Annotated in this window: 13 protein-coding genes; 1 reads left to right on the top strand and 12 read right to left on the bottom strand. The window is 49.9% G+C overall.

The window, feature by feature from the left end; genetic code table 11:
• Positions 1-60: 60 nt before the first annotated feature.
• The 5 genes from AC3WQ3_RS02155 to AC3WQ3_RS02135 form a co-directional block, all read right to left on the bottom strand.
• Positions 61-2124, bottom strand: a complete 2064-nt coding sequence (locus AC3WQ3_RS02155; RefSeq protein ID WP_492471328.1) for a molybdopterin-containing oxidoreductase family protein — start codon at positions 2122-2124, stop codon at positions 61-63.
• A 176-nt stretch (positions 2125-2300) separates the two neighbouring features.
• The gene (locus AC3WQ3_RS02150) at positions 2301-2453 is read right to left on the bottom strand and encodes a hypothetical protein (protein WP_336782220.1); all 153 of its coding nucleotides are present in this window, start codon (positions 2451-2453) and stop codon (positions 2301-2303) included.
• Positions 2454-2516: 63 nt separating this feature from the next.
• Positions 2517-3356 (bottom strand): formate/nitrite transporter family protein, encoded by an 840-nt coding sequence (locus AC3WQ3_RS02145; RefSeq protein WP_492471407.1) that lies wholly within the window; start codon positions 3354-3356, stop codon positions 2517-2519.
• A 164-nt stretch (positions 3357-3520) separates the two neighbouring features.
• On the bottom strand, positions 3521-3991 hold the full coding sequence (locus AC3WQ3_RS02140) for a DinB family protein (protein ID WP_492471327.1): 471 nt from the start codon (positions 3989-3991) through the stop codon (positions 3521-3523).
• 142 nt (positions 3992-4133) lie between these two features.
• Positions 4134-5495 carry an FAD-dependent oxidoreductase gene (locus AC3WQ3_RS02135; protein ID WP_095360026.1) on the bottom strand — a complete coding sequence of 454 codons (1362 nt, stop codon included), beginning with the start codon at positions 5493-5495 and terminating at the stop codon, positions 4134-4136.
• Between the two features lie 518 nt (positions 5496-6013).
• Between AC3WQ3_RS02135 and pelA the strand changes: the two genes are divergently transcribed.
• A complete protein-coding gene (gene pelA / locus AC3WQ3_RS02130; RefSeq protein WP_492471326.1) occupies positions 6014-7186 on the top strand; it encodes a pectate lyase in 1173 nt (390 codons plus the stop codon).
• A 72-nt stretch (positions 7187-7258) separates the two neighbouring features.
• On the opposite strand, the gene AC3WQ3_RS02125 is transcribed toward pelA, so the two are convergent.
• From AC3WQ3_RS02125 to AC3WQ3_RS02095, 7 genes are all read right to left on the bottom strand, one after another.
• Complete coding sequence (locus tag AC3WQ3_RS02125) at positions 7259-7738, bottom strand: glutathione peroxidase (RefSeq protein ID WP_336782226.1); 480 nt, start codon at positions 7736-7738, stop codon at positions 7259-7261.
• 143 nt (positions 7739-7881) lie between these two features.
• The gene (locus tag AC3WQ3_RS02120; RefSeq protein ID WP_492471325.1) at positions 7882-8694 is read right to left on the bottom strand and encodes an IucA/IucC family C-terminal-domain containing protein; all 813 of its coding nucleotides are present in this window, start codon (positions 8692-8694) and stop codon (positions 7882-7884) included.
• Positions 8695-8785: 91 nt separating this feature from the next.
• Entirely contained in the window at positions 8786-9691 is a 906-nt protein-coding gene (locus AC3WQ3_RS02115; protein ID WP_336782228.1) for an ABC transporter ATP-binding protein, read from the bottom strand.
• A 679-nt stretch (positions 9692-10370) separates the two neighbouring features.
• A complete protein-coding gene (locus tag AC3WQ3_RS02110) occupies positions 10371-13574 on the bottom strand; it encodes a GAP1-N2 domain-containing protein (protein WP_492471324.1) in 3204 nt (1067 codons plus the stop codon).
• Positions 13571-14830 (bottom strand): TRAFAC clade GTPase domain-containing protein, encoded by a 1260-nt coding sequence (locus AC3WQ3_RS02105; RefSeq protein ID WP_154894774.1) that lies wholly within the window; start codon positions 14828-14830, stop codon positions 13571-13573. Before AC3WQ3_RS02105 ends, AC3WQ3_RS02110 begins: the two co-directional genes overlap by 4 nt.
• Positions 14831-14877: 47 nt before the next feature.
• Positions 14878-15525, bottom strand: coding sequence for a beta-mannanase (locus tag AC3WQ3_RS02100; protein ID WP_336782231.1), 648 nt, complete (start codon positions 15523-15525; stop codon positions 14878-14880).
• 21 nt (positions 15526-15546) lie between these two features.
• Positions 15547-16830, bottom strand: coding sequence for a vWA domain-containing protein (locus AC3WQ3_RS02095; protein WP_492471323.1), 1284 nt, complete (start codon positions 16828-16830; stop codon positions 15547-15549).
• Positions 16831-16848: the final 18 nt, after the last annotated feature.

The following is a 16848-nucleotide window of genomic DNA, read 5'->3' as shown; positions in this document are numbered from 1 at the left end:
CTTGCTTCAAGGTTTATCCCTTGTTCATCTTACCTGAAAAGCCTCAATCTGCAAGTACACTCATTGACGCTTCACTTCGACAGTGGCCGAGAAGAACGTTGCCCCGTTGCCCATGTCCGACAGCCGATTTGATGTCAGTAAATTCACCCGCTGTTTCCGTCCACTTCCATCCCACCACAAGCCTTGGCTAATCACCGTACCTGGCAGCATGGATTCACTCACCTTGGCAGTAAGTTCGATCCGTCCCCGGTCATTCCACACGACCACCGCATCGCCATCTTCAATGTTTCTGAGAGCCGCATCCTCCGGATGAATCTGCAGCATGGGCATTTTCTCCATACGTTGATGCTTCTCCGTATTGGCAAAGGTTGAATTGAGGAAATTGTGATTCGGTGGCGACAGGAACATAAGTGGATGCACATCATCAGGTCCGGCCGGATGTTCCCCGTCATACCCTTCAACTAGAGCACGATATGTAGGCAGCGGCGGAAGTCCCCTCTCTGCCATCGTTTCCGAATACAGCTCGATCTTCCCGGATGGTGTAGGCAGCTGTTCCAGGAATGAATTATGCGACGACATGTCCAGTTTCACAAAACGATGCTCCTGAAGAGCCTCCAGCGTCACTCCGTTCATATAAGGATTGCCTGTATCCACCAAAGCGTCCGCAATCATCTGTTCCGGTGTCTCACCGAAGATTTCAGGGTCATATCCCATCGCCTGTCCCAGCAGCGAAAACAGTTCCACATTGCTCTTGCTCTCGCCAATTGGGGCAATGACCGGTTCTTGCAGATGAACATACTGATGCCAGTAGGACGTATACAGATCTGTCGCTTCAAACGAAGACTTGGCCGGCAGCACAATGTCTGCATACTTGGCCGTGTCCGTCATGAACAGATCATGCACCACGGTAAACAAATCTTCCCGTGCAAAACCTCGCTCCACCCGCTCGGTATCCGGTGCCACCACCAGTGGATTGCTGCAGTAGACCATTAATGCCCGGATCGGCTGCTGCGCTTCCAGCAATGCTTCGCCAATCCGGTTCATGTTCACAACCCGTGCTTCCGAATTGCTACGAAGCTCTGGACGCTCCAGTGCGTCGCTATTGGTGCTCGCATAACTGTTGGTGCGTACGGCTCCGCCGCCTCGGTTCAGCCATTGTCCCGTGATGGCAGGCAGACAGGCAATGCTGCGTACATTCATGCCTCCGTTGTCATGGTGCTGAAGACCGTTGCCGATGTGAATATGTGCCGCCTGTGCGTTTCCGTACAGCTCAGCCAGCTTCACGATATCTGCTTCCGGTACACCCGTGATGCGCGCAACCCGTTCAGGGGTGTAGTCGCGGACATGATCACGCAGTGCCTCATGGCCCACAGTATACTTTTGCATAAAGGCTTCGTCCGTCAGGCCCCGGTCAAACAGTACATTCATCAGTCCCAGTGCGAGTGCGCTGTCTGTCCCCGGGTATAGCGGAATAAACCAGTCTCCCCATTGAGCTGTACGATTCCGGTGTACATCGATGACCACGATTTGGGCCCCTTTTTTGCGGGCTTTCTCAGCCAGAACAACCTGATGCATGTTTGTACTGACAATGTTGCCTCCCCACACCAAAATAAGGTCCGAATGCTCCGTATCTTCGGGCAGCGTTCCCCGATTGGCGCCCATCGTATATTTCCATCCGGTATTCCCGGCCGCATTGCAGATCGTTTGCTCCAGCATACTTGCACCAAGCACATTGAAGAAACGACGATCCATGCCATCTACCCCAAGGATCCCCATATTGCCGTAGAAACTGTATGGCAGGATACTCTCCGAGCCGTACTTTTCGGATATCGATTTGAATTTCCCCGTAATCTCATGGATAGCTTCATCCCAGCTTATACGTTCGAACTTGCCTTCGCCTTTCGCGCCGACACGTCTCATCGGATATTGCAGCCGCTCGGGGTGATATATCCGCTCTGCCATGTTTCTGACTTTATTGCAGATGGCGCCTTTCGTAATCGGATGGTCAGGGTTGCCCGCCACCTTCACGATCTTACCGTTCTCTTTATGAAGCAGCAGGCCGCAAGTATCCGGGCAGTCAAGCGGGCAAACCGCCGGGAACACGCCATTCTCCTGATCGATCATATGTACAAGTCCTCCCCATTTAAAACTATCCTTACATCATATAATTTTGGAGGTAATGACGTAAAGAGAACAGTCATGTTTTGTGCGCTCAGGCTTGATGCCTTTAATTCAAAAAAAGTTTTGGCCCCATGATTCATCCTCGAAATTCAGGGGTAAATTAAAAACAAGGCATTAGGTTAGTGTTTCCCCACTTCCTCCTCATGCCATATCATGGACCACTCCCGAAATTCGCCATGAACAGGTTTCGTTCCCCCGAACCTTGTCATGGCGAATTTATTTTGTCTGTAGTAAAAAAGCGATCCCATCTTCGCCGGCTTACGGTATAACATACACCGTGACCTCATGGCAGTAAGGGATCGCTTTAATATATTCAGTTGAAATTGTGCGGGCGATTACGCCTGTTTGCTCCACATCGGTCTGGCTTCCGGCTCTACCGGCTGAACAACCGCTTTGACCTCGGGTTCCGCCTTACGCAGGTACACCATCCAGTAGGCAGCAGCAACGAACAATGCGCCTCCCGTCAGATTACCGAGCCATACCGGGATAAAGTTCATAATGTACTGCCCCCATGAGTAATGCCCTTCGAAGATGGCAGCCGGAATAAGAAACATATTGGCAACCACGTGCTGGAATCCAATAGCAACAAAGGCCATGGTCGGAAACCAAATGCCGAGCACTTTGCCACTCATTGTATCCGAAGCGTAAGATAGCCACACCGCCAGGGCTACCAGCCAGTTACACCCGATTCCGGATATAAACGCCTGTAGAAAGCCGTCATGCAGCTTGTGTCCCGCCATATCCACAACCTTGGTCAGATACACTCCTTCTCCTGTGAGACCAAGCACATGCCCGAACGCATATGCCACGAACAGTGCACCCAAAAAGTTCCCGATCGTGACCAGAGTAAGATTCTTCAGCATGCTGCCTACGGACAGTTTACGGGCTAGCGTAGCAAGCGGTACTGCCATCATGTTACCTGTCAGCAGCTCTCCCCCGCCAATCAATACCATGATCAAGCCTACAGGGAATACCGCTGCACCGATCAGGTTAACCAAGCTGCCCCATTCCGCCGGGGCGGAGGCAATCACGCGAATATCCAGCAGGAAGCCAAGCGCAATAAATGCCCCTGCCAGGAAACTGAGAACGAGCACAGAGGACACCTGGTTCTGTCCTTTCTTCATCCCTGTGTTCACCGTATATTGTGCAACCTCAAGAGGTGTTTTTGCCGCCATGCCATCCTCTCCTTCACTATTCATGAACGAAATCAGTGTACATCGTTGATATGTTCATTGTATCGCGAAGGGTTCGGCAAGTTTGTTACTTTTATCACAAAGTCCTGAAAGTCCCCTTGTTCCAGCTTCCGTGCTCTCTTGCTTGAGTGCAGCTGGTTGGTTACTTATTCTGTTCCCAAGTTATGATGTTCACCAAAAATTTGCTGCAGATGGTGCTGCAGATGCTGGACGTAATCTTGTGCCAGCCATTCCATCGTAACCACACTTCCATCAGGTAAGACGCACGTTGGTGATTCCCCTGTCTCCGGCATGCTGGATAGAACACGAATGACGGACTGATTCAGACTGATCCAGAGATTTAACACCTCTTCAATTGGTGCACTGACATATTGTTGGCTCTCTACCCATTGGTCTTGATGATAAGGCGTTATAGACAATGGTTCGGTCTGATGCTGCATTTGGACAAACCTGCTTACGTTATGAAGTGCCGAATCACATAAATGACCAAGAATCTGAAGACGGGACCATTTTCCTTCCATGCGTGGCTGTACAAGTTCATTTGGATTCAGCTCAAGAAACGAGCGAGGTACAGATTGTAGCAGAACTTTAAGCTCGGATACTGTAGTTGTAAGCATGTTGTGAACCACTCCTTCATGTTCATATCTATTGCGTATGACCTCTAACCTGTTGTTAATATAGCACTCATTTCCAGAATCAACTACATCAAGTTAAATAAAAAAACTGCCGCATTGCTGCGGCAGTTCTCGGATTCATTAGTTACACCATCGCTGGTGCTTTTACTTCTACTGGAGGCAGAGCCTGAAGACCGGCAGAGTTCAAGAAGTTCCATGGTTTGTTGTAATGCGGTTGGAAGAAGAAGTCGATGAAGGCGAGCTCATCTACGGTCATGTTGTTCTGAATGCAAACCGAGATTGTATTGATTGATTGCGTCAGATCCGCCTTGGACATCACTTGTGCTCCGACGATTCGGCGTGTAGCCTGTTCGTAAATGACTTTGAGCAGCAGTTTCTCAGCCGTTGGCATGAACTCCGGACGATAAGCATCTTCAAGTGTTACAGCTTCCACCACCAGCCCGTCATCTGTAGCAGATGTTTCGGTCAGTCCTGTACCTGCAATATTCTGGTCGTAAATTTTAATTCCTGATGTCCCTTGTGTACCCATGTAAGGAGTTGTTGGACGAACCAGGTTACGAGCTACCAGTGTACCCATTCTTACGGCATTGGTTGCCAGTGGAATGTAAGAAGCCTTGCCTGTTGGATTATAGTGAATCGCACAGCTGTCACCTGCAGCGAACACGTCTTTTTGGCTTGTTTGCATATATTTATCCACGATAATTGCGCCGTTCGGCAGCATATCCACCTGGCCTTTGAGCAATTCGGTATTCGGACGGAAACCAATACACAGGATTACGAGGTCTGTCTCGAATTCACCTTTCGATGTGATCACCTTCGTTACCTTGCCATTCTCTCCGGTGAATTTCTGTACCGTCTGGCCCAGTGCAAGCTTGATCCCGCGTTCAGTCAGTGTGTCCTCAATGGCATCTGTAAACTCGGGGTCCAGATATTTATTGAGAATCCGGTCCACACTATCGATCAAGGTGACTTCCTTACCATTCATTTGGAATGCTTCAACCAGTTCAATACCGATATACCCTGCACCGACAACGGTAACACGTTTGGCTTCTTTGGCTTTTTCGATGATTGTATTGGAATGATTGTAGTTTTTGCAGAGCAAGATGTTCTCCATCTCGATCCCCTCAAGTTTCGGAACGACCGGCCATGAACCTGTTGTCACGATGAGCTTATCGAACGTATCTTCAAATTCTTCCCCTGTTTTCAGGTTTTTAGCCTGAAGTTTATGATTCGCGGCATCCACTGCTGTAACCTCATGCAGCATCTTGGTGACTACACCCAGCTCAGCCAGCTGGTTTGGCGAAGAGTAGAACAGTCCATCCGGATCCTTCACAACCCCGCCGACATAAAGGGCAATACCGCAAGATAGGAAGGAAATGTTGTCATTGCGCTCATACACCGTGATGGTAGCATCCGGGTACAATTTGGCGGTATTGATGATGGCTGCGGTTCCTGCATGTGTACATCCGATAACTGCGATTTTCATAATAAAGGTCCCCCTTGAAGTTAATAAAATATAAACCGTGCTTCATTTATCAGATTGCTGCGCTTGATTCCTGGAATTTAAATTGACAATGATTTTACTCCCTTGTGAATACATTCACTAATGAAACTAAACAATTATGTGAAAACATTCACTACCAACCTGGTGACTTTGTGATTTGTTTCACTTCATGTACTCATTATAATGTGATCTTTTTCACATTACAAGTGTTTTCTTAAAATTATTTAAAAAATAGGATATCGCCCTGTGGACGAGCCGCTGCTTCAACCCCTAAGACCTATTGTCCCCTGAGCAATAACGGTTTATGCTATTGAACCTTTTGGAGAAAAAAGACCTTCATCCTAACCGCTTAGTGGAGCTGGCGGCTGATCGTTGAACGATAACAAATATAAAATTTTAGCTTACAGTTGATTTTTATATTAGAAAGCGCTTACAATATTATCGACCCTTTATTTGGATTTTATATGAATAGAATACCAATTATGTTGGGAGGCATTCATTTGAAGAAACGTTCCATCTCTGTTTCATTAACGCTGTTTCCTGTCTCTGCAATTATCGCCATGTTGACCGCAGATATTGCCAGGCCCGTGGTTGCTTTTGCCGATTCCCCGCCTGTCACCATTAAAACCGAGGTGTTATCCTCCAAAACTTCTGCAGGGGTTGATGTATCTTCGCTGCTGAATAAGTTCAGGGATTACAGCACGTTCTCCACAGGTGACTTGGCCAAGGACACCGCTTATGCGCTAAACATCGTATCCTGGCAGCTGCCGCATGGTGGGTTCTTCAAAGCAATGGAGGAGAAGTACAAGTCCTCCTGGGACGGGGTAGCGCCGCGTTCGGATTGGAAAGACCCCAAAGGCGTAGAGCTCGGAACGTTTGATAATGATGCAACGACAACCGAGATCCGCTTCCTGGCTGATATGTATGAAAAGACGGGCAACCCGCTCTTCCGGGACAGTGTCCGCAAAGCGGTGGATTTTATCCTCGCCTCCCAATATCCTTCAGGCGGATGGCCTCAGGTTTATCCACAGCGGGGCAATTACTCCGACAGCGTTACCTATAATGACAATGCCCTGGTGCGAACCATGGTTCTCATCGATGACATCATTGAGAACCGTAAAGGCTTCAACAACGATATTCTGAGTGAGGATACACGGTCCAAGCTGGCGGCGGCCTTGGATCGAGGAATCGCATATACATTGAAAACTCAAATTAAAAACGGCGGTGTGCCTACAGTTTGGGGTGCCCAGCATGACCCGGTAACCTACGCGCCTGTATCCGGCAGAGCCTATGAACTGGCATCCAAATCCGGATCAGAATCTGTGGCCATCACGGCTTTCCTTATGTCCAGGCCTCAGACACCCGAGATTGAACACGCAGCCAAAAGCGCCCTCCGCTGGTTTGATCAGGTCCGAGAGAATGGAACCAAATATAATCGTCAAGGACCGGTGTATTTCGAGCCTGACCCGTCCAGTGTTATCTGGTACCGTTTCTACAATGTAGATGAAGATGTGCCCTTCTACGCGGACCGTGACGGCAAGAAGTACATGGATATTATGGAGATCAGCGAGGAGCGGCGGCACGGCTATTCCTGGGCGGGCAACTATGCCCGTAATCTCCTGCAGCTTGCCTCGGATCAGGGATATTACAATTTAAGCAAACCGCTTCCTTAACTTTCTTGGTATAAATAGCTTTTAAAAAAGCCTGTCCTCCAACTGGAGGCAGGCTTGATCTGTTCTATTTGATTATCCCAGCAGTTTCTCAATCTCTGCAGTCATAGCCTCAGGAGACTCTTTGGGTTCAAAACGTCCCACCACTTCACCTTCACGATTGACCAGGAATTTGGTGAAATTCCATTGAATCGTGTCGTCTTCAGCCGCCCCTGGCTGCTGCTGGCGAAGATACTGGAACAAAGGATGCGCATCCTCACCGTTCACGTCCACTTTTGCGAAAACAGGGAAGTTCACACCATAGTTTATTTGGCAAAAGGATTCGGCTTCCTCGCTTGTTCCCGGCTCCTGTCCTCCGAACTGATTACAAGGGAAACCGAGTACTACCAAACCCTGATCGCGGTAACGATCATACAGCTTCTGCAGTTCTCCATATTGCGGAGTCAATCCACATTTACTGGCCGTATTGGCGATGACAAGAACTTTACCTCGGTACAGATCTAGTGATACTTCCTGATTGGCTGGCGTTACGGCCTGATATGAATATACGGACATGACTGATTCCTCCCATGATCGATGTTGGTTTTGGGACAGCTGTCATTACCTTGTAAGCACACAACATAATACAGCGCCTGTCTCCATATTATAGACCCGGTGCTCACCAATTACCAAATTCAGCCTCGAGGCCTTCCTGCTTGTTATCCGGACTTGGCTGCCAGGATGTCATCATAACGCTTCTGCCGCTCGGCCTTACTGAGTTTGGGACAGCTATAACAGTAATTTTGGCCTCCATACACCTGATGATGAAGACAGCATACCGGCTTCATTAGCATGGTCTCTCCCGGTTGATGTGGATTATCAATCTCTACCGGCTTGAACGATAACAGATTCTTCTTCAACCCAAGCAGACTGGCAGGTAGAGCAATGACATGTTCATACCCTTCCATCACCGCTTCTCGCTCAGCTTCTTCAATGTTCATTTGTAACGCTGTCGTCTTGTACCAACGGAGCATGGAGGCAAGCTGTGACCACATCTGACCAAGGCTCGCTTCTCCGGCAGAGGCAACCCCTTCGATCAAAGGACGAAGCTGCTCCGTGTAGTATGCGGTTAGGATATCCTTTCGCCATGAGGATTGGGCTGTATCTATGAGATTCACTGGTTCAGGGTGAGGATGTTCTGTTCCATCCAGCAGTTGAAAACGAAAGGCTGCACGGCCATCCTGAACCTCGAGCTGCAGCTTCATGTTCTCCAGTGAAAGATTAAGCCGTGTATCACATAGTGCCGTCATGTAATGGATCCCCAGCATCAGCCCACGCACCGAATGCATGAAGTACACCGCTGCGGTTCGGAATGAATCTGCCTGAAGATGTTGATTATATACATCCAGCAGCTCTCTCGCCTTCTCCGGTTGTCTAAGCTCGGTCATGTGAATCTCCCAAACTGGTTCATCCCCAGGTACGGTTGTGATTCTTCCATATTGCTGTAACCAGGTATAGTTGATTGCTCCCATTTCAGCATGCCTCCCATGAATGCGAATGAGCCGCCTGCATATATGCAAAGCGGCTTATTCTATATTTCAAGACCACAAATGGTCCGATATATTAACTTCCTGTTGCGGTACGAACACGTTGTTCGGAGCGTCCTGCAGCATTCATCATGGCACCGTTCATCACCATTTGCTCTGGCGCTGCAGTTTGCTCTGGCGCTGCCGTTTGCTGTCGTTCGCCGGCAAGTGCATATGGCAGGCAGAGTGGCACACCAGAACGTGGATCAATCACGATATCGGCTTCAATGTTGAACACTTCGCGAAGCACATCACAGTTCATGACTTCTACAGGGGAACCTGTAGCGATTGCTTTACCTTTTTTAATGCCGATCATGTGATGGGCATAGCGGGAGGCATGATTCAGATCATGCACAACCATAACGATGGTGCGATTCGCGGTCTCGTTCAGCATCTCCAGCAATTGCAATACTTCAAGCTGATGAGCCATGTCGAGGAATGTTGTCGGCTCGTCCAGGAACAGGATATCCGTTTCTTGAGCAAGAGCCATGGCAATCCAGGCACGTTGACGCTGTCCGCCTGACAATTGATCAATTGGGCGGTCGTGGAACTCCGTCATGCCCGTTACTTCGATGGCCCACTCAATCATGCGCTTGTCTTCAGCACGCATGGAACCGAAGCCTTTTTGATAAGGAAATCTTCCGTAGGATACCAGTTCCGTTACTGTGAGTCCCTCCGGCGCCGTAGGATTCTGCGGCAAAATCGCAAGCTGCTTGGCTACTTCACGGGTGGATTGCTTATGAATGGACTTCCCGTCGAGCAAAACACTACCTGCTTTTGGATTCATAATCCGTGCCATCGTCTTCAGGATGGTTGATTTACCTGAACCATTGGCTCCAACAAGCGCTGTAATTTTTCCTTGGGGAATTTGAATATTCAGATCTTCAACAATCAGTCTTTCCTCATAAGCGATATCCAGCTTGGACGTCTCCAGACGAAACATGCGATCATCCCTCTCTCATTTATCCCGGTTATGTATTCCGGCTATCGATAACGAAAACGAATTTATATGTTCAGCGTATTTCCGGCGCAACAAATCTTATATAACAAAGATACTGATAATCATTATCATTTGTCAATAAGAAATACCAAACTTCTTGCTTGTTTGGAGCGATTATATAGCAGTTCAGTGGACTTTCCGATCGGAATTCACCTCATTTATGTGAGAGCTTTTCTCAACGTATACGTGCAGTTGGTCCCTGTTGGGGATTGTCCAAAAAGGATGAATCCAGATTTTGTGTCAGATTTGTGAACAAAAGAAAGGATCTACTCTTCTTTCTGCATCAGAGCTTGGGAAGCACTTAGGATCATCTTCTTCTCGTCTTCATAACCTGAGCATCCCTGCTTGCATCATTCGAACAACCAAAGAGTACAATGCACATATCAATATAAAATATAACGCATTATGGTCCCCTGCTTTCCTTCGGTTTTGGAATAGGCCCCTCTCTTGTCAGACATCCCAGGAAACCGGAAAGTTCCATGATTAGCATCATCTCCTCAAATAAGATCGTCCTTAAAAGATTGGCAGCAGGAAAATCAAAAAAAAAAAGATGACCCCGATTTACAATCGAGGATCATCCTGCAATGATTTCATTTTGGTTTAAAAACAAATCATAACGATCCTAAAGCTTAGGCTCTGGCACCAGTTGGATAACCATTGTACCGCTCTGGACACTTACGATATCTTCCGGATTAACCTCATCAGGCAGCGGCACTTGCTGACCATAAGGATACAGACGGTCCGCCTCAGCAGGCGTCAATTCTGTTGAAGAGGACGCTCCTGATTCGCCTGCTGTGTCCGAAGAACCGGATGATGTAGTTTCTGTTCCCTGCTCAATATTCCCATCCGCGGCAGCAGAGCCAGACGCATCTCCGGTCACTCCACTCGTCTCTGTACCTGCTGCTGCATCTGAAGCAGAGTCATCTGACGTAGTCGAATCTGTCCCTTGAACAGGCTCCTCACCCTGCTGATCTTCGTTTGTAGATCCTGTAGACCTATCCCCGGACGTTCCCTCAGACGAAGTCCCATCTTCTGCTGGTCCTTCCGTATCCGGGTCCTCATTCCGGTTAAAACTCTCCCAGTCCGACGCAGCATCCATCTCCAGCGTTGTGCCATCCTTCAAAGTTAATTGAACTGGACCTGGCAATAACGCATTGCTATCCGCTTCATTCATGAAACGGATTACGAGCTGCGCTTCGGTCGTCGTTCCATCCACCTCGGCTCCCGGAATGACATAAGCGATCTGCTCAGCTAACTGTACCTCAGGCTCTGCCGGAACCACGGGATCCTGTGTCGATGGCGCAGCCTCTTCTGGCGCGTCCGTCTTATTCGTCAGGGCATACGTTACCCCGGCGATCCCCAGGATCAGGATCACGATAACCGACCCTAGAAAAAGATTTTTTCTTTTGCCTGTCAGCATACGCACAAGCGGTGATGAAAGTTCGTTCTTGGCCCGATCATAGACCGTCTTCATTGTTTTACTCGCTCTAGTGTAATACGGCTTGAATGCCGATTTGGACTTGAACGCTTCACGGTCATGACCTTTGAAATAGGCTACAATGGCATCTGAGTAGGCTTTGCTCGCCTGGGAACTCCGTATGAACAACCTTTGGCTTCCCGACCATTCAAAAAATGAATACAATACTTCCTTACTGCCAGCACTGCTGCGGACAAACTCAATCAGCCCTGCATAATCCAGTTTGCTGCCGCTTCCTCCCCGGTAGAACGCCAGCGGAAGCGCCTCATATGCAGGTGTTCCCGGTTGATCCCGCAGTTCCCCTGCGAGCCATCTGCGTACCCAACGCTGAAGTTCACTCCGCTCCGCAAGGCTAAGTGATTCAAGCACCTCTTCTTCACGGTCTTCGCCGCTCAGCCATGCTCTGGCTGCCAGCATCATGTTTGTACGAGCCGTTACATCCTGTCCCTGACGCGCCGCCCAATCACGTACCTCGCTGTCGTGCAGCAAAATATCAATGCTCAGTAACTGTTCACGGTTCACCCGTTCCAGATCAAGATCCTGAATCAAAAACAGGTTAATGACATAGGCCAGCTTGTCAGCCAGGCGTGTCAGTTCTTTCTGATACGCGGATAATCCCGCTGACTCGGCTCCACTCGAACGGGCGGATCGGGTGACGGTCTGAGACTGCCCAATTCGGGCCTTAATTCCATCACCCACGAGCATGTCAGAAGAAAGGCGATCCAGCACGCTCACACGCTTAAGTGCTTCACTCGCAGCATGAACGGGATTCGGCGCCGAACATAATCGTTCACGCAGCTCTGTGGCTGTCCGGTCAATCAGGAAGCTGTTGTATACCGCAGATACATGCGTGGTTACCCAGCGTTCGATTACGCCGATCACATCGGAAGCAGTTTCGGTACGTTTCAGCTGATTATCCAGATAGGGCTCAAACAGCAGTTTTGTCAGTGATTCATTGGCCAGTACCTTATCGAAGAATGCACGACTCAGCCCGGAATCACGGTCGAGCAGATCATACAACTCCTGTACCGCCCTCATCCGCTTCTGAGACCTGGCATTGTTCACCGCATAGATGAAATAATCCACGATGCGGGATTGAACGACAGGCGCAGCGACGCGGAAATATTCCGCGATGCGTGAGGCAACCGTCTCTTCAGGTACGTTCTCTCTTTTGACACTGTCCAGTTCCCGGCTGAGCAGCGTGAGGAACAGTTCGTTCAAACGTGAACGTCGCTGTACTCCACCTTCAGGTTTCAGATAGGTAAGCAGTCCACTCAGAACCCCTCCCTTATCATTCAGGTAGAGGTCTTCCATCCCTTGCTCGAGACGATAAAACATGGACAATTCCCCATAGGCCTGGATGGAAAGCTCGCGTCCAGGTTCTGTGCCGGCTAACATCTCGTCTGCAAAAGTATAAAACGCATCCGCCACACCTGGCTCCTGCAGAAGCGACCAGGCAAACTCCGCATAGGGAAGCTGGGCAACCGACATTTCCGCATGGGTTACCCTGCCCGTAGCCAAGTCGAAGGTAAAGTCCTTCTCCGTATTCCGGTCTTTTGGACGGAGCGTGCCCCGCTCTACAAACTGAAGATGGACTCCCTTCTTGGCCTGAGGCTCCTTGGCAAATGTCATGAAGCCGAGCTGCCGTCTAAATGCATAGGGCAGTGCTGCATAGAGCAGACGAAGCAGTTCCTTGGCTCCAGCTGTGATCTCCTCGGCAGGAAGGTCGAGTGCAATGTATACCTTCCGCCGGGTTGCTACTGCCTGCATGACGGCATAGAGCAGGCGCTTGAAAAGAGTTTCGTTCATTTTCAGTGAGGCCAGCAGATCTGCTGGCGCTACGGAGCGGGCACTTGGGCCTGCTCCTGCTCCAGTGGCGGCCTCCCTGCCATTCAGTGGTGCACCCGGCAATTCCGTCAGGGCAGGTAATACCGTGCCTTGTTCGATGTCATATGACGTGGCGAATACGGCATCCAGCCAGTTCCCCTGCTTCATCTGTTCCTCGGAGCGTTCCGGGGACAGGACATAGTTGTGTGCAAAAAAGGCGCTGCGCAGCCCCGTAAAATCAGCGGACTGGTACACATTCTGACCAAGGATCGTCTCTCCGCTCTCCAGATGAATCAGATGTATGGATGGCGGGAATTTCGCCTGGTCCTTCTCACTCCGACCCGTTAATTCCGCTGGAGCGTCATAGACGCAATAGGGATGAAGTACTTTTTTAATAAAGGAAGGGTCCAGTCCTGGTGATGCCGCAACCGTATCGAACCCCTCCGTTGTGCGAAACACCCCGCGCCGCTCTCTTGTGTACATCTGTTGTTCAATGGGCGGGGTCATGGAAGAACGCATCATTCCACTCTCCCCTCAATGTACTTCAGCTTGTACAGCAGCCATAGAAAGGGCTCGTCCACACGGATGGGACTCACGACGCCCTGCAGCTTCATATCCACCGGATTGCTGCCCAGCGCAGATACCGCGAAATAAGCCGTATCCTTGAAGTACACATCCATCGTGCCCTTGAACGGACGGTCCACCTTCTCGATAAAGCGCCGAATCTCCCCGTCGATATTCTCGAATTCAGTCAGATCGAACCATTCACGGTGTACCATATTGCGGAATACATTGCTGTTGGATTTGATATAATCCCCCTCTTCATCCTTAAGGGAATGCAGCATGTCGCTCTTGGTCAGCACAACGGCTGTCGGAATATTTGTCTTGGCTTTATCCTGATAAGCGATAAAATCACCGAACAGGGTCAGCACAACATCACGTGGTTCATCATACCTTGGCGTCCACTCGCCTGGCTCGTTGCCGAGGTTAATGCGGATCTTGTCCCGAATGGAACGAATCTGGAGCGGATCCACCATAAACAAAATACCCGCTGAGTTCTTGATATGCTGACCATGCAGACCCAGATAATCCTGCTCCACCATACCTTCACCCGCCACATCAAAAAAGACCAGTGTCAGCGGTGCTTTATCTTCATCCTTGAATACAAATTGAAAAATAAACGGCTCCTGCAGCTTCTCCTTCTGCGTGGAATCCAGCAGATCTCCCCGCTCGAACAGCGGTTCTTCGTAATCTGCGCGGAATCTGCGGCTAATTTCCGCATTCAGCGGCATGCAGGCCGCATCAAAGTGGTCAGCCGTATAATGCTGAAGGGTGTGAATCAACGATGTCATATACACCGATTTCCCCACCTGGGATGCCCCAATAATGGAAATGATATTGCTTGGTGCCTTGCCTGCCGTTACCGGCAGCTCATTATGACAATGCGGGCACAGCCGGCGCCGTGTAACCACACCATACCGGTCGTTCAGTCCCATCACGATGTTATCCGAATAAATGCGATGTTCCTCAGGCACATCATGCGGAGCCAGAACGGCTTCCATATCAAATACCGTGTCCAACCCAAAGCGTTCACGATACCGATTAAGCTTCGCATCTTCCCCCAGTGCATAATCCTCATCATCATCCCGGTGATGCGCAGCCCGGAACACTACTTCTTCCGGCGAAAACTTGCTGAAGCAATATGGACAGACAATATCGTAAAACAGCGGCCGTTCTACGGGCTGCTGTTTCTTCAAAAACCGACTAAAAAAGCTCATAGCCACTCCCCTCCCCGTTCAGGCAGACTGAACTGCCTCACATTCATCTAGTCTGATATTAGGCGGTAAACGGCTCCGTATCTCGGTCCGTCCGTGAAAAACAGCCTCACATAGTCATCCTTGGCCACTTCCACGGGCGGCATCTCATTTCTCCCTGGAGTAAAATCACTGACAAAAGGATAAACCGTGCCATCTTCCTTGTTGAGTGGAACTCCGCCCTGCTTGCGTACATAACAGAGAGCTTCCTTCGGCACAGGTACTTCAGCTGTCACAGTCATGAGAACCGTCTTCCTTTTTTGAAAAAAACCGCTTTTGTATCGAATGGAGAAACGGATATCCGCTTTGCCAGCACTGGCGATGACCGTATTCTCGTCATTCTGCTGACGCAGCAGCACAGGACCGTCTTCGTCCATTCGGCAAACATGTATCGTGTACCGGATGGCACCAAATCCTGTCATCCGGTCTGTATATCCGTTACTCGCCTTGTATTCTTCTCTCGTATACAGTTTCAGCTTGCCATTCACAGTCTGATCCCTGCTCTGTCCACCTTCGACCATTTCCAGCTCCAACCGCTCCACGTATACGGCTTCTACACCTTCGGGCCAGAGCCAGCGCAGGGTACAGTAACCATCATCCACAGCAAGTGTAAGTCTGCGAATCAGAGGTACCGAAGGGTCCGCATCTGCATATCGCATGTGTCGCCAACCTCCCGATGTTTAAAATCCTTTGCTGCGTGTGTCTCTCCCCCGCTGACCGAATCCGTCTGCGGTCGGAGTCCCCCTGCCCGCCTCACGGCGGCCCTTGCTCTTCCGCGGGGTATTCTCCTTGACCGGAATAATCCAGGTGAACAGGGTGAGTACCCCAGATAATATGAACATGGCACCCAGTCTCACCAATGCATCCCCTACAGAAGAACCGTCCAATCCCCACTCCAGCAAAAGGCCTGCTAGCAGGCCTGACACCGCTCCACCGATGCCAAAGCTGACTGCCAGATGGCGGTTATCGAACACCAGCCCAAGCGATACGCCCAGTGCTACACCAATCAACAGCATAGCAGCAACGCGGAAGATGGCCAGATAGGTACTGTGTTCCATCATGCCTGTACGTTCCGTCACCAGCGTCCGTTCATCAATCGTATCGTAGATTTGCTGAAATGCCATGCTGAGACCACCGGAATCCGGTACGTCATAGTACATGCCACCTGTCTGCTGAGCGATACTGCGCAGCAAGTCGGTACCCGATGGGTCGACCAGACTCAGACCTACCGTATTCACGGCAATCTGCTCGTTCGCATACTGGGATAAGATATCCGAAGTATCTGCTTCACTGAATCCATCCGACAGCAAAATGGCTACAGTACCGCGTTTTGGATCCTGCTTGTTTTGGATCTGCTCCATGGCTTCCCGGAGCACGGCATCGAAGTTTGTACCACCCGATGTTGTGACAATACCGTCGATCTTACCGTTCACCTCTGCTTTTGCCGCTTCGCTATCCAATGCGGTAAAAGGCTGCAGCAGCTGTGGCTGATCATCAAATGTAATAACAACTACCTGCTTGTCACTTTCCATCTGACTGATTAACGTCTTGGCCGCCTCGAAACGTCCATTATCCGGGTCCGTTTCCGACATGCTGCCCGAGTTATCGATCATCAGTACAATGTCCTTCACCTGCTTCACGCCGCCTGGATTGATCTGATACAACAATTGAAAGACCAATCCAACGACAAACAGGAATACCAGTGTTGCCGGAACGAGCAGTTTCCACGACAAGCCAAGATATCTCAGCTTCCAGGAAGCTCCGTTAAGCTTCGGCGAGATCATCTCGGCGAGCAGACAGAACAGACCTACGCTCAGCGCCAGCACGCCGAAGTATAACCCCATCAGCAGAAGGCGAGGCATCTCCCCAAGCCACTGATGCAGCATGATTTCTCCTGCCGCAAATCCCACGGCTCCGCCAATCAGGCTGAACAGGACCAGGAGAAGATTGATTTTTCGCTGCATGTTCGCATGCATCCTTTC

The organism is Paenibacillus sp. FW104-T2 (assembly GCF_058789975.1).
The sequence above is the reverse complement of the archived record's forward strand: the minus strand, read 5'-3'. Positions and strand labels throughout refer to the sequence as shown.

Bases quoted from the DNA above. Each gene is read 5' to 3' on its own strand.
- AC3WQ3_RS02155 (WP_492471328.1), bottom strand. From the start codon at position 2,124: ATGATCGATCAGGAGAATGGCGTGTTCCCGGCGGTTTGCCCGCTTGAC.
- AC3WQ3_RS02150 (WP_336782220.1), bottom strand. From the start codon at position 2,453: ATGTTATACCGTAAGCCGGCGAAGATGGGATCGCTTTTTTACTACAGA.
- AC3WQ3_RS02145 (WP_492471407.1), bottom strand. From the start codon at position 3,356: ATGGCGGCAAAAACACCTCTTGAGGTTGCACAATATACGGTGAACACA.
- AC3WQ3_RS02140 (WP_492471327.1), bottom strand. From the start codon at position 3,991: ATGCTTACAACTACAGTATCCGAGCTTAAAGTTCTGCTACAATCTGTA.
- AC3WQ3_RS02135 (WP_095360026.1), bottom strand. From the start codon at position 5,495: ATGAAAATCGCAGTTATCGGATGTACACATGCAGGAACCGCAGCCATC.
- AC3WQ3_RS02125 (WP_336782226.1), bottom strand. From the start codon at position 7,738: ATGTCCGTATATTCATATCAGGCCGTAACGCCAGCCAATCAGGAAGTA.
- AC3WQ3_RS02120 (WP_492471325.1), bottom strand. From the start codon at position 8,694: ATGGGAGCAATCAACTATACCTGGTTACAGCAATATGGAAGAATCACA.
- AC3WQ3_RS02115 (WP_336782228.1), bottom strand. From the start codon at position 9,691: ATGTTTCGTCTGGAGACGTCCAAGCTGGATATCGCTTATGAGGAAAGA.
- AC3WQ3_RS02110 (WP_492471324.1), bottom strand. From the start codon at position 13,574: ATGATGCGTTCTTCCATGACCCCGCCCATTGAACAACAGATGTACACA.
- AC3WQ3_RS02105 (WP_154894774.1), bottom strand. From the start codon at position 14,830: ATGAGCTTTTTTAGTCGGTTTTTGAAGAAACAGCAGCCCGTAGAACGG.
- AC3WQ3_RS02100 (WP_336782231.1), bottom strand. From the start codon at position 15,525: ATGCGATATGCAGATGCGGACCCTTCGGTACCTCTGATTCGCAGACTT.
- AC3WQ3_RS02095 (WP_492471323.1), bottom strand. From the start codon at position 16,830: ATGCAGCGAAAAATCAATCTTCTCCTGGTCCTGTTCAGCCTGATTGGC.